11 protein-coding genes are annotated in these 13,566 nt (G+C 45.2%); 6 read left to right on the forward strand and 5 right to left on the reverse strand.

From position 1 onward, the window contains the following. Window positions 1-15 precede the first annotated feature (15 nt). Window positions 16-1,146 carry an efflux RND transporter periplasmic adaptor subunit gene (locus H8K33_RS07785; protein ID WP_186890402.1) on the reverse strand — a complete coding sequence of 377 codons (1,131 nt, stop codon included), beginning with the start codon at window positions 1,144-1,146 and terminating at the stop codon, window positions 16-18. Window positions 1,147-1,351: 205 nt separating this feature from the next. Between H8K33_RS07785 and H8K33_RS07790 the strand changes: the two genes are divergently transcribed. Beyond that, window positions 1,352-1,693, forward strand: a complete 342-nt coding sequence (locus H8K33_RS07790; RefSeq protein WP_186890403.1) for an ArsR/SmtB family transcription factor — start codon at window positions 1,352-1,354, stop codon at window positions 1,691-1,693. Between the two features lie 32 nt (window positions 1,694-1,725). Here H8K33_RS07790 and H8K33_RS07795 read toward each other — a convergent pair whose 3' ends face one another. Continuing rightward, window positions 1,726-2,649, reverse strand: coding sequence for a hypothetical protein (locus tag H8K33_RS07795; RefSeq protein WP_186890404.1), 924 nt, complete (start codon window positions 2,647-2,649; stop codon window positions 1,726-1,728). Between the two features lie 25 nt (window positions 2,650-2,674). Further along, the gene (locus H8K33_RS07800) at window positions 2,675-3,481 is read right to left on the reverse strand and encodes a sulfite exporter TauE/SafE family protein (protein WP_186890405.1); all 807 of its coding nucleotides are present in this window, start codon (window positions 3,479-3,481) and stop codon (window positions 2,675-2,677) included. 208 nt (window positions 3,482-3,689) lie between these two features. Between H8K33_RS07800 and H8K33_RS07805 the strand changes: the two genes are divergently transcribed. From H8K33_RS07805 to H8K33_RS07815, 3 genes are all read left to right on the forward strand, one after another. Continuing rightward, window positions 3,690-4,550, forward strand: coding sequence for an MBL fold metallo-hydrolase (locus H8K33_RS07805; RefSeq protein WP_186890406.1), 861 nt, complete (start codon window positions 3,690-3,692; stop codon window positions 4,548-4,550). A 98-nt stretch (window positions 4,551-4,648) separates the two neighbouring features. Next, window positions 4,649-4,837: a YgaP family membrane protein gene (locus H8K33_RS07810; protein WP_186890407.1), complete on the forward strand. Its 189-nt coding sequence runs from the start codon at window positions 4,649-4,651 to the stop codon at window positions 4,835-4,837. 47 nt (window positions 4,838-4,884) lie between these two features. Continuing rightward, complete coding sequence (locus H8K33_RS07815; RefSeq protein ID WP_186890408.1) at window positions 4,885-6,033, forward strand: 6-phosphofructokinase; 1,149 nt, start codon at window positions 4,885-4,887, stop codon at window positions 6,031-6,033. 97 nt (window positions 6,034-6,130) lie between these two features. Here H8K33_RS07815 and H8K33_RS07820 read toward each other — a convergent pair whose 3' ends face one another. Next, window positions 6,131-9,721 (reverse strand): bifunctional diguanylate cyclase/phosphodiesterase, encoded by a 3,591-nt coding sequence (locus H8K33_RS07820; RefSeq protein WP_186890409.1) that lies wholly within the window; start codon window positions 9,719-9,721, stop codon window positions 6,131-6,133. A gap of 418 nt (window positions 9,722-10,139) precedes the next feature. Continuing rightward, window positions 10,140-11,456: a hemolysin family protein gene (locus H8K33_RS07825; RefSeq protein ID WP_186890410.1), complete on the reverse strand. Its 1,317-nt coding sequence runs from the start codon at window positions 11,454-11,456 to the stop codon at window positions 10,140-10,142. A 290-nt stretch (window positions 11,457-11,746) separates the two neighbouring features. On the opposite strand from H8K33_RS07825, the gene H8K33_RS07830 reads away from it, so the two are divergent. Continuing rightward, entirely contained in the window at window positions 11,747-12,736 is a 990-nt protein-coding gene (locus H8K33_RS07830; protein WP_186890411.1) for a tetratricopeptide repeat protein, read from the forward strand. Between the two features lie 177 nt (window positions 12,737-12,913). Further along, window positions 12,914-13,534, forward strand: coding sequence for a YitT family protein (locus H8K33_RS07835; protein ID WP_186890412.1), 621 nt, complete (start codon window positions 12,914-12,916; stop codon window positions 13,532-13,534). Window positions 13,535-13,566 lie beyond the last annotated feature (32 nt).

Below are 13,566 nucleotides of genomic sequence, written 5' to 3' on the forward strand. Positions count from 1 at the left end.
TAGGTGCTTATTCGTTTATTGGCTGACTGGTTTGCTTGCATTTGCAGCAGCCAAAGGATCGATGGCGATCATTTCACCTGCCGCGACACCGCTCAGGATTTCCTGTTCATTAAGTAGTACCGGACCAGGTTTCACTTGACGCAAGATCGGCTTTCCTTGCGCGTTGATCACATACACAGCATGTAATTCAGCACGACGAATAACGGCACTACGCGGTACATATAAACGATTTACGCTCGCACCTTTCGCACTAGTCGAATCAGCAGTCAAGGATAAATTGACACGTGCAAATAAGCCGGGATTGACTGCCTGCGCATCTGCTGGCAAATCAAAGCGTACTTGTACCGTATGCGTAGCCGCATCGGACAAAGGTAAGACCGTCATTTTTTTAGGTTTAACAAATCGCTGTGCTGCTGGCAAAGATGGGAACTCGATTTGCAGATTTTGTTCCGCTTTCAATTGACTGATGCGTGCTTGCGGGACGGTCACGATCACGCGCAATTCTTTGGGGTCATACACAGTCATGATGGGCTTACCTGGCATCACCATTTCACCAACGGCAGATGGCATCTCGGATACGATGCCGTTGTAAGGCGCATTGATGGTATAGAAGCCTGATTGCGTTTGTACCGCACCAGCTTGGGCAATCTGTGAATTCGCTTGCGCGCTGGCAGACTTGAATTGCGCTAAAGCGCGATCCAATTGCGCTTGGCTGATGTAATTTTTTTCGAACAACAATTTTTGACGCTCATAATCTTTTTCCGCGACTGCCAAATTCGCCTTTGCTGCATCAACTTGCGCTTTACTCGCATTAAATTCTTGTTGTGCGGCACGTGCATCCATACGGACTAAAAGTTGACCCGCCTTCACGACATCGCCTGCTTGCACTGGTAATTGCACAATCGCACCAGCGATTTGCGCTGAAATGACCGTGTTACGAACCGCCTCAACTACACCGTCCACACTTAAATTGCTGTCGCCATTCGCTACACGAACCGCCGTCATATTCAGCGTGGATTTCTGCACGCCTTTGCCCGATGCGACTGTCTGAGCCTGAGCCAACACTGCGTGTTGGCCAAGCATCGCAAGGATCACTGCGGCTAATACGGCAGACTTAGGTAGATAAGATGTCAAAAACTGCGTCATGGTGATTACTCCCAAAATTTCGCGAGAAAAATGTGTCTATAAAGTCAATGAAGAACAAACATACAATTTCATTGCCATTCGATACCGTACATAATATACTTATTTGCGTAAATGCGCAAATAAGGAATAAAGTTTTTGCGTAAATAGACAAAATTTTATTATAGAGGGTATGATCTTGGATTCAACCACTCAAACGTGTTCAAAAATGGAAGGTTTATCCGAACTTGCGCTAAATCATGTCGCTCAATATTTCTCAGCGCTGTCTGAACCGACACGCCTAAAAATCTTGAATCATTTACGTGATGGCGAAAAAAATGTTGGTGATTTAGCCATTGCCTGCGATTGTTCACAAGCGAATGTATCGCGTCATTTATCGACACTGGCTAAACATGGCATGGTCGTCCGTGAGGGGCGTGGCACCGCAGTGTATTACCGGATCGCAGATGATTCTATCTATGCCTTATGTGATCTGGTGTGTGGCAATGTCGCACGACAATTAGAATCACAGGCTTCTTTACTTGGTACCTTACAGAACAAGAAATCTTAGCTCGTCTATCCACTAAGTTTTCATTCGCAAAATCAATTATTGACCTTCCAAGTTTGCGCACCATAAATCGTCTCATAATCAGGTACAGCGAAACTTTGCACACCGACTGCTTTGAGAAAATATAGTTTACCTAAATCTTTCTCGTGTTCGGTATGTACATACCACGCAGCTTGTGCGCGATCTGGAAAGTCTTTGTAATATTTGGCGCGTTCTATCAATAACCAGCGCAAAAACACTTCATTCTCTGCCAGACTCAAGCCAATAATCAATAGGGGCTTGTGAAACAATACTTGCAGCCAGGTCGATGCGCCTTCCCATAAACGGATATCACCACCCGACGATAAGCGCTGATTACCTTTATGCAAACGCGCCCTTGCCCGCTCAACAGAACCCATGTAATGCGTCAAACCTAAGCGAATACTGCGATGGTATTTCTGCATTCCGTTTATATGCCAAATTGCAAATCCCGCACAAGGATCTGCTAGCTCCGCAGTGCTAAAGTAGGTTTCCCAAGGATAGTAATCGGTAAATGCTGTTTTGCCGCCGATAAAAGCTCGCGCGTTAACAGCATCACTTAAAGTATGTTCGAAATTGGTGGTTAATACCGGACATGCAAAATGTTGAGCCCACTGCATGATGGTCTGATGTTGCTGCATCACCTTCCAGCCAGACATCAAATGACAAAATTGTTGTTGCAAACTTGGGCGTTTCTTTTGCAAGGTCTGATCTGGTTGCAGGTCTCCCCGCAAGCCTAATTCCAAAACATCATAAAACTCTGTTAGCGAAATTCCAGCTGGTAATTTGCCTGCAAAATCAGACAAATGGGTGCGCGCTAGAGTCGTCAACAAGGCATCCCAAGAATTATTATTTGCCTGGCTGTTATAACGATTAATGCCATTTCCAATTAATAAGGCCAGTTCTTGATGATGTCGTGCCAATAGATTGTTAAGTTGCATAAATAAGCATGTCAAATAAATTTGTTTACATTGATTTCCACAGAAAGCTCATCGCTACACCAAATAGCATTGCAGCAAAAATGAGTTGCACCGTTTTTGAATCTAAGCGATTCGCTATCCGACGTCCTGCTAGCACACCAAACACAGACGCACTGGCAAAAGTCATGGAAAATAGAAACGGTAATTCTGCACCATGCATCACCGCAGAGCTGACCCCAACAGCGCCGACCAAAGCAATCACCATCAACGAAGTGGCGGCAGCACTTTGTATGCTCAAATTAGTAAAATGCCGCAATAAAGGCACAATAATAAAACCGCCACCAACGCCCAATAATCCCGTCGCGAAACCTGCACAGGCACCGATTAAGCCGATGATGCCAGCAGTCGTCCAACTCCAATCGAAGCGCCCTGTCTGCTGATTAATCATCGCCATCGCATCACTTCTCACTGAAGCACTGCCACCTGCATGGACTTGTGCTATCAGTCGCATGACGACGACCATCAACACCACTGAAAAAGCCAGCATCAAGCTTGGTTGTGACATTTTTTGGGCGAGCAGGACTCCCAGTGTCGTCATCGGCGCGCCTGCAAGTGCCATCAAAGTCGCAGCTTTATACCGAACCTGTCCACGGCGCAGGCCATCAATCGCACCGATCAATGCCCCCAGACTAACCGCCAACAATGCGACTGGCATCGCTTGTTGCATAGTCCAGCCTTGGCTATAGACCAAAGCTGGCACGGCAAGCATACCCCCACCTGCACCGGTTAAGCCCATAATTAAGCCAACCAGGCAACCGATCAAAACAATTAGTAGTAGCGCGAGTAAGCTCATTACTTTGGCATGGAAGAGTAAAAATTCAAAAGCGGTAGTGTATTCAATAAAAAAGGAAGCAGCGCGTCTTTCAAGAGCATCATTATGTGGCAAATCAAAACAAAGCGAAACGATTGTGGTTTCAAAGCGAGATCACAGAATTTATCTTGCATTCAAAAACTAGTTTGCTATGATTGATCATCCCTATTTTTAGCTCGCCTTGCACCGCATGAAACCACAGATACAAAGTTTTTTTGATTCCAACACCTGCACCGTGAGTTATCTGGTTTTTGATCAGATTGGTGGCCACGCAGCAATTATCGACCCAGTACTCGATTACGATCACAAATCGGGTCGCAGCAAAACAGTCTCTGCAGACAAACTCTTATTCGCTCTGCGTGAACATCAACTCAAGCTCAGCTGGATTTTGGAAACACATGCCCATGCCGATCATTTATCCGCCGCGCATTATCTGCAACAACAAGCTGGCGGAAAAATCGCGATAGGTGCACACATCCATCAAGTACAAAATGTTTTCAAAAAAATTTTCCATTTAGAACCTGAGTTCGCAATCGATGGCTCACAGTTTGATTATTTATTTCAAGAAGATGAAATCTTCACGATAGGTCAACTAAGTGCTAAGGCTTTATTTGTACCAGGACATACGCCAGCCGATATGGCCTACCAAATCGATGATGTGATCTTTGTCGGTGACACTTTATTCATGCCAGATGTTGGCACGGCGCGTTGTGATTTCCCTGGTGGTGATGCGAAGATGTTATTTGCCTCAATCCAAAAGCTTCTGGCTTTTCCTGATGATACGCGACTTTTCATGTGTCATGACTATCCACCAAACGGACGTGAAGTCGCATTTCAAACCACAGTTGCAGCGCAAAAGAAAAATAATATTCACGTACACGATGGTGTAAGCGAAGCTGAGTTTGTCGCGATGCGCAGCGCCCGCGATGCGACGCTCGATATGCCTTTATTGATTTTACCCGCGGTACAGATCAATATACGTGCGGGAAATCTGCCGCCGCCAGAAGCCAATGGAATCAGTTATTTAAAGATTCCTTTCAATGGAATTTAAGGCTCGACAAGGACATTGATTCGCAGATACGTTTTCAGCTTCAGCATTTCGCGGTAATTTTTCGTCGTATTTTTCACTTAACAATTCAGGAGAGCACCATGAAAGTCAATGTCGGAAGTACTGATCGCTTAATTCGTGTCGTAGTTGGTGTCGCTTTAATCGCTGCGGCAGTCACGGGCTATATTGGTATGTGGGGTTATATCGGCATCGTACCAATTTTAACTGGCACCTTACGCTTTTGCCCAGCCTATATGCCATTTGGAATTTCCACCTGCAGTAAAGATTAGCCAACAAGATTTAGTCCGATTGAACATAAATTAATTCAGGAGTACGCATGAGCTTCAGCATCCCCAATGCAAATCCGTCTAATCCGATTCGCCGTATCGCCATCAGCACAGGCGGCGGTGATGCACCGGGGTTAAACGCGGTCATTCGCGCGGTAGTGCTGGCAGCATTACAGCGCGGTTGGGAATGTTTTGGAATTCGTGAAGGATTTAACGGCATTCTGCGACCAGATCGTTTTCCGATAGATGGTGTGTTTGCGATCAGTAAAGATCAAGTCCGTGGTATCAATCATTTAGGTGGCACCATACTAGGCACCACCAATCACGGCAATCCTATGCGCTTTGTGATGAAAAATGCGGACGGTAGTGAATACGAAGTTGATCGTACCGATGACATCATTCAACATCTGCGCGCGATGGAAATTGATGCTTTAATTTGTATTGGTGGCGATGGCACTTTAACCATCGCACATGCGCTGCATCAACGCGGCTTAGCACAGGGGCTGCGTGTGATTGGCGTACCCAAAACCATCGACAATGATTTAGATAAAACCTACACGACGTTTGGATTTGATACCGCAGTCGCTTTTGCCACGGAATGCATTGATCGCCTGCATAGCACCGCTGAAAGTCATCGCCGAATTATGGTAGTCGAGGTGATGGGTCGTTATGCAGGCTGGATCGCTTTGCACGCCGGCATGGCGAGTACCGCACATGCGATCCTGATTCCGGAAATTCCTTACGATATCCACCAAGTTGCACAAAAAATTCATGCCCGTACCAAGGCTGGTCGCCACTACAGTATCGTGGTGGTCGCTGAAGGCGCCCAAGCGAAGGATGGTCAGCGCGTTTTGGAAGAACAAGCGCGCGTGGGCGGCGTCGAACGTTTGGGCGGTGTTGGTGAACAACTAGCACATCAACTCGAAGCGATCACAGGAAAGGAAGCCCGCGCTGTTGTGCTCGGCCATTTATTACGTGGCGGCAGCCCAACCTCATTTGATCGCTTATCGGCAATGCGTTTCGGCGCGGCTGCGGTGAGAGCCTTAGATGAAGGGCACTCCGGCATCATGGTCGCCTTAGCTTTTCCGAATGTGGAATATGTTAACCTAGCTGAAGTGGCAGGCCGGATGAAAGCAGTTCCTTTGGACGGTGACACCATACAAACCGGACGCGACATTGGCATTTGTTTTGGTGACTAAGATACTGCTGACCATCACCAATTAATTATTTAAAGAAGCATCAAACTAAGCACCCAAATAATCGCATAACGAATCGCCGTATTGTCTTGCGAATGCATCACGTATGATCCTGCATAAACTGTTCAAATTGCCCGGCGCTTAAAGGTCGGGCGAAGAAGTATCCTTGTACCTCATCACACTGATGCGCACGCAAAAATGCTGTTTGTTCTTCAGTTTCAACACCTTCGGCAATTGTTCGCATACCTAAACTTCTCGCCATGCTAATCACCGCGCTGATGATGGCTTTATCTTCTGGATCGCTACCAATATCGCGCACAAAAGTTTGATCAATTTTTAGTTTAGAAACTTTGAATTTTTTCAAATAACTCAGCGAAGAATAACCTGTACCAAAATCATCAATCGCCATCCGGACACCGCGTTGATGCAAGTCATTCATAATCGCGATTGCACCGGGCGGATCAATCATCGCAACCCCCTCGGTCAATTCTAATTCTAAGAAGCTTGCTGCCAATCGTGATTCACGTAAAATTTGCGATACTGTGCCAGGCAAATCGGTATGACGAAATTGAATCGCCGATAAATTCACCGCAACACTCAAGGTATTCCAGCCACGCTCATGCCAGCTTTGTATCTGTGACACTGCCGTGCGTAAAACCCATTCACCAATCGCCAAAATCAAACCAGTTTCTTCTGCAACTGGAATAAATTCGGCTGGTGACACCGATCCCATTTCTGGATGATGCCAGCGCAAGAGCGCTTCCACACCCAATACACGACCACTTTGCAATTCTATCTGCGGTTGGTACACCACTTGCAGTTGATCGCGCTCTAAGGCATAACGCAATGCATTCACCAACTCTAAATGACGACCAGAACGCGCCTGCATTTCTTGTGTAAAGAAGCGGAAATTATTCCGCCCATCTTGCTTCGCCCGATACATCGCTGTGTCGGCATTACGCAATAAAGTTTCCAAATCCTCGCCATCTTCGGGATAAACCGCAATACCAATCGATGCGGATACATTCAAATCATATTGGCCAATCACATAGGATTGGTTCACTGTATACAATAATTTTTCTGCGACTTTTTCTGCACCAACTTCATCAACACCAGATAGCAGCAAAATGAATTCATCGCCACCCAAACGAGAAATCACATCGTCTTCACGCAACACATCACGCAAGCGACGTGATAGTTCAATCAAAAGAGCGTCACCCGTACTATGTCCGAGCGAATCATTGATATTTTTAAAGTGGTCTAAATCAAAAAATATCAATGCTAAGTTGGTGCCTTTTCGTTTAGCGGAATTAATCGAAAACTGAGATCGTTCTTCTAGCAACACGCGATTTGGTAAGCCAGTCAGTACATCGTAATGCGCCAAATATTGAATTCTTTCTTCGGTTCGTTTCTTTTCGGTGATATCTTCCTGCAGAGATAAGAAATGGGTGATCACGCCATTTGCATCACGCACAGGAGAAATATGCGCCAACTCAATATACTCTCTGCCGTCCTTATAGCGATTCACCAATTCGCCTTGCCAACTTTCACCTTTGCGCAAGTGATCCCACATTTCTTCATAAGTAAATAATGGTGTTTTACCCGACTGTAAAATACTGGGTCGTTGCCCCATCACCTGTTCTAAAGAAGTGCCCGTCTTTTCAACAAAAGCCTGATTCACATATTCAATTCTGGCATCTGTATCAGTAATAATAATGATATTCGGGCTCTGTTCAACTGCCTGTGACAATTTACGTAAATTACTTTCTGTTCTGTGTTTATCTATCGCAATCGCCAAAAAGTGAGCCGCCATTTCTAACATGCTCAAATGCCAGGCTTCAGGCTTACTTGGCACCGCATGGTAGATCGCAAAGGCACCAAGTATGCGATTACTCGATGAACGTATCGGCTCGGACCAACACGCTGCCAGTTTTGCACTCTTTGCTAACTCTCTAAACTCAAACCAATACGGATGATTATCTATGTCTTCCACAATTGTGGTCTCACCAGTTGACATGGCATGTCCACATGAACCAATACCATCACCAATCGGAAGCCCGTCAATCGCTTCAGAAAAAAAAGTAGGTAAACCTGGTACGGCACCAACTCGTAGATGAACGCCATCGTTATCCAATAACACGATAGAGCAAATACTCGCCGGCATGACCGCTTCTAAATGCTGAACCACTTCCATAAAAATATGCTGAAGCGATTTTTCACTATTAATTTGCTCGAGCATAAAACTACGCAGAACTTCGGTCTGCCTCGAACGCTTACGTCCTGCCTCAAGTTCAAATCGGTTTAAGGCAAAACTTAAATCCATCGCCAGCTCAACTAACAGCGTCTGAATTTCTTTATCGAAGGCGTTGACTGTTCCGGCAAACACATTAATTACGCCATACACAGCGCCATTTTTAAACAAAGGAATCGCTGCAGAAGCTGACCAAGCATGTTGTTGCGCCATCATCAGCCATTCTGTGTCTTCGCAGTCGTTAGCGAAATCCTGAGACCACGTGGCAACGGCATCTCGCATCGCGATTATGCTGATATGCGCTGGCATCTTACTGTCAGCATCAATACTAGTAGCGGCTTCAACTTCGACTTCACCATGCATAGGAAATTGACTGCGTTCAAGAATTTCTAATCCAGCACCATTCGCCGCAATCGGCATAATCGCCTTTTTTTCGGCAGAATAAATTCCTATCCATGCCATTTGTATGCCAGCGTATTGCACCATGTCACTGCAAATCTGTTGAAACAATTCGTGTTCCGAGTGGCTACGCACAATCGCCTGATTACACTGACTCAGGACATTATAAAATTGCGTCAGCCTTTGATTGCGCAACTCGACTTTCTGCCTGCGCGCTTCTATGGTCGCCAGCGCTGTATGAGCGACCGCCACCAATCCTAAAACGCTGCGATTCAATTTATCCGGTACTGAAATTGGTTCAGAAAAATCTCCACTGCCCAATTTATCCAGATGTGCACGTATATGAGAAATCGGGGCTCCCAAAGTGAACTGCAAACTTTGATAAGCGCGCCATAGCAAGGCAATCATCAAAATGCTAATGACCACAACCAAAATACGTAATTGCATTGCCACTGCTTGTGCATGCTCTACAGTCGCTAAGGTGCGCGCTTCCATCATTTGATGGTATTGGGCAATCGGCCACATGATGCTTGCTTTGGCGGTGCGATAATCATTATTGGTTAGCAATGCCAGCGCGGGTGCTGGGCTTTTCGGATTTGCCATGAATTGCGCCTGTGCCAGATCCATCGCCTGTAGTTCCAACACGCGCAAGCGGTCAGAATTATCCAGTGCCAATTGCAATTTAGCGAACTCCGTCGCACTGATATTCGCTTGCTGCATTAATTCTCGGAAAGGAATTTTCTTCCCGCTAGATGCTCTTGGCCTTTGATTATCCGCCAATACCAAATCCCAATAAATCTCGTGATAATTCAATGGTCGCTCAGCCTGACCATTACGAATAGCAACGATTTCATCGTAATACTGGCGGTAAATAGCTTGTCCTGAGGTCACATACGCTCTTGCCATCCGGGTCAAATCTTCTGAAGATTGGCGCAATTCATTGCCCAAGGCGTGCGCCGAAAAACGTAAATCATTGGCGGTATCTACGCGCTTTTCCGCTTGAACATAAATCGTAAAAGCGACAAAAAAAGCCAGAATCATGACCAAGCTTAGCCAAAAATTTCGCGTGAATCTCAACAAGTTATAAGTAGCAATCATTGGCTTTATCGTTTGAGAATAATATCCCTGTATAGCGCAAATAGTCACTGTGCCGGATCACAACTTCGCTCACACGAACACGGAAGTTCTCTCACTTATTTATAACAGCTTGAGGTTCAGCTACCTTGATCGAAAACAAGAAGCATGTCCAGTTAACGTGTGCAAAACAACAACAAGATTAAATTCTCTTGGAATACAAAGAAAATCATGCTGCAACGCGCATCTGGATCAATAAATTCTCTCCAGATCACAAGCCAACCCAATAAGGCAAGCATAAAAAAAGGATGCCGAATCACTGGCATCCCTCTTGGGTCTTGATTGTGCTAACTAGTTATTCTCCCGGAAAAGCATCAATAGCACCTTAATGTCCATCATCAGCTTGCCCTACTTTAGGATGCACCCTGACCAGAATAATTCTCGGTCCATTCATTTTTTTTACCACGACATCAAATTGCGGGAATTCTATCTTCTGACCTTCTTCTGGCAAATCACCCAATACCTGCATAATCAGGCCACCAATTGATTCAACTTCTTCGTTGTCGAGATCAATTCCCAACGCGATACCCAAGGTAAATAAGGGCAAGCTCCCCTTACCAATCAAGGTACCGTCATCTAACAAAGTCCAGTCATTATCGTTCTGACGGAATTCATCACGAATTTGTCCTACCAATGCACTTAACAAATTATCCAAGGTCAAAAAGCCAACTGGCTTACTATCGCGATAGCCAACCATCGCAAAATGCGGCGCGCCTTTACGGAAACGACGGAATAATTCTAATGCTGGCATATTCGGCGGCACATATTCGACATGGCGCAAATGCTTGCTCAAATCATCCAAAGACTTACCACTTTGTTCAGCTAAGAATAGGTCCTTCAAATGCAGCATACCCAATACCGTTTCTCCATCACTATCGATGTATGGGTAACGGCTAAATCGGTTACGTGCTGCGCTTGCCATATTTTCTTCCAGGCTGGCGTCTTTATACATAGCAACCACTTCGTTAATCGGGCGCATCAGGTCAGAGATTTCAAGGTCGCCAAAGTCGAGCATCTGCGCCATGATGCTCCATTCATCTGGCGTAAGCTTTTTACTGGCGTGACTACCACGCAAAATCATTTTTAATTCTTCAGGAGAGTAATGCGCGTCACTACCGTGGCTGGCGTCTAGGCCCAACCAACTTAACAGGGTGTTCGAGCTTTTGTTCAAGACCCAGATAGCTGGGAACATAATCCAATAGAACAAATATAAAGCAGGCGCCGTCCACAGCGATACGCGCTCAGGAGTGCGAATCGCCATTGACTTCGGTGCTAACTCGCCGACCACAATGTGTAAGAATGAAATAACAAAAAAAGCAAAAAATAAGGAAATTCTATGTATCCATTCAGCCGAATCAATTCCAATGGCAATCAATAATGGCTCTAACAATCGCGCAAATGCTGGTTCACCGACCCAACCTAAACCCAAAGAGGCAAGCGTGATACCGAGCTGGCAAGCAGATAAATAGGCATCGAGATTTTGATGTACAGCGATCAGTAAACGTCCACGTAAGCCGCCAACTTTGGCCAAACTACGCACCCGTGTTGCTCGCAATTTGACCAGTCCAAATTCGGCCGCCACAAAAAAACCATTCAGTAGCACCAGAAAAATTGCTGCGACTATATACAAAATATTATCCAACGCCTTGCTTTCAAAAAATATACAAGCCTCTACTTTACCCTAGAAATACGACGGCTCTGTGGCAAAAATCCCGGAATACCTGTGGCAAATTGATTTACATCTTCTTCAATGACTTTTCGGATTGTCGGAATGTTGTACGCGGAAATCTCCGTTCACCCCGGATTTTCGTCATTTCATGAATGTTAAATTCTGTGTCATCGCATTTACGTTGACAATCGTTAATGCAAAAGTGACACTCTTGATCGCACGAATCGCCAGCCTTGTTTTTTATTTTTATCTGGAAAGACTTCATGAAAACTAAGCACAGTTTCTCTACATTATTCGCACTAATTTGCCTGAGTACAGGTAGCCACATTGCGCAAGCGCATGAATATGAGGCTTTAATCAAAGCAAAAAAATATGCGGAAGTTGAAAAAGCGGTCAGCCTGAAACTGACGACAGAACCCAATAACCCCGATGCCTTAGTCGCTAAGACAGAACTCATTCTGATCGAAGGCAAAGAAAATCGTCTTGATGAAGCAGCCAAAATTGCTGAGCAATGCATTGCTTATAATGCCAAAAATTCTGAATGCCACGAAGCTTTAGGTAATGTGCTGGGGACTAAAGCAATGCGCGGTGGCGTGATGTCTGCAATTAGTTACGTTGGCAAAATTCGCGACTCGTTCAAAAAAGCCATAGAATTGAATCCCAATAATTTCAGTGCACGCAGTTCCCTCATGCAATTCTATTTGCAAGCACCAGGCTTTGTTGGCGGCGGTAAGGATAAAGCGAAAGATTTGATTGTTGAGACGATCAAAATCAGCCCGTCGGCAGGCGCCCTACTGCAAGCCTCACTGGATCTGTATGAAGAGAATTTTGATCGTGCAAGCTCGGTTGCATTAGCCGTCAACACCTCGCAATCCGAATCACTGGCTAAGCATCAAAGAAATGTTTTATCGAATATCGGCCACGCACTCATTAGCGAAAAAAAGATGGCGCAAGCGGAAAAAATCTTCCAAGAATTATGCAACCGATTTCCAGACTCAATTCATGGTTTTTATGGTTTAGGTAAAACCTTGCAAGAGCAAGGCAAAGTCAAAGACGCATTGCCACATTTAGAAAAATCATTAGCGATCGAAGCCAATGCCAATGTGTTGTATCGATTAGGCAAAGCTTGGCAAAGTTTGGGGGATAAAGTGAAAGCCATTGCTGCATTTGAAAAAGCATTGAGCTTTAAGCCTGAACTAGCCAAGAAAACCAAAGCAGACGCAGAAGAGCAACTAAAAGCCTTGCGCGGCTAATGATCAATATTTAGCAAAGCAATTTTGCTCGTTCAAACTGCCGATTAGAAAAGTAGTTTGACAAGCATCAAGTAAAGCCTGAAAAGACGTTCTCAAGCGACTTTTCAGGCAGCAAGCAATCTACAATGCGTGTTCTGCCATCATCTGCACCGTGTTTGCCTTGCTATGAAATCTGCGATGTCTACCCCACCACGTCCACCTGTTGCTGTCCCACATAATTTGTTTGAAGATGTGTTGGCAATTTTTACCGGAACCTTGCTGGTATCACTTGGTGTCGCACTATTTAATCAAGCTGAATTGTTCACTGGCGGCACCGCAGGGCTTGCGTTCTTAATTCATTACGCCAGCGATTACTCATTTGGTAGCGTATTTTTCGTATTGAACTTGCCGTTCTATTGGCTAGCCTGGAAACGTATGGGTTGGCGCTTCACGCTCAAAACTTTTATCTCGGTTGGCTTGGTGTCTGTCATGTCAGGCTTGCATCCTAAAATGGTTCAACTAAGTCAACTCACACCGTTCTATGTCGCCTTAATTGGTGGTTCCTTAATGGGTGTCGGCTTTATCGTCTTGTTCCGCCATCAAGCTAGCTTGGGTGGCATTAATATCCTAACGCTCTATCTGCAAGAAAAACATGGCTTACGCGCTGGAAAAATGCAAATGGGTATTGATCTTTGCATCGTACTGGCATCGTTCTTACTTGTATCACCAATCGCGATGTTAGCTTCGGTCCTTGGCGCCGTCGTGTTAAATCTGGCAATTATGTTGAATCATCGTCCGGGTAGATACTTGGCTGTCTGATGCTGATCACATCAATTCACGTATATAAATTC

Origin of the sequence: Affinundibacterium amnicola (assembly GCF_014284275.1) — a bacterium.
Lineage (GTDB): Bacteria > Pseudomonadota > Gammaproteobacteria > Burkholderiales > Burkholderiaceae_D > Undibacterium > Undibacterium amnicola.

Bases quoted from the DNA above. Each gene is read 5' to 3' on its own strand.
- H8K33_RS07785 (WP_186890402.1), bottom strand. From the start codon at position 1,146: ATGACGCAGTTTTTGACATCTTATCTACCTAAGTCTGCCGTATTAGCC.
- H8K33_RS07790 (WP_186890403.1), top strand. From the start codon at position 1,352: ATGGAAGGTTTATCCGAACTTGCGCTAAATCATGTCGCTCAATATTTC.
- H8K33_RS07795 (WP_186890404.1), bottom strand. From the start codon at position 2,649: ATGCAACTTAACAATCTATTGGCACGACATCATCAAGAACTGGCCTTA.
- H8K33_RS07800 (WP_186890405.1), bottom strand. From the start codon at position 3,481: ATGAGCTTACTCGCGCTACTACTAATTGTTTTGATCGGTTGCCTGGTT.
- H8K33_RS07805 (WP_186890406.1), top strand. From the start codon at position 3,690: ATGAAACCACAGATACAAAGTTTTTTTGATTCCAACACCTGCACCGTG.
- H8K33_RS07810 (WP_186890407.1), top strand. From the start codon at position 4,649: ATGAAAGTCAATGTCGGAAGTACTGATCGCTTAATTCGTGTCGTAGTT.
- H8K33_RS07815 (WP_186890408.1), top strand. From the start codon at position 4,885: ATGAGCTTCAGCATCCCCAATGCAAATCCGTCTAATCCGATTCGCCGT.
- H8K33_RS07820 (WP_186890409.1), bottom strand. From the start codon at position 9,721: ATGATTCTGGCTTTTTTTGTCGCTTTTACGATTTATGTTCAAGCGGAA.
- H8K33_RS07830 (WP_186890411.1), top strand. From the start codon at position 11,747: ATGAAAACTAAGCACAGTTTCTCTACATTATTCGCACTAATTTGCCTG.
- H8K33_RS07835 (WP_186890412.1), top strand. From the start codon at position 12,914: ATGTCTACCCCACCACGTCCACCTGTTGCTGTCCCACATAATTTGTTT.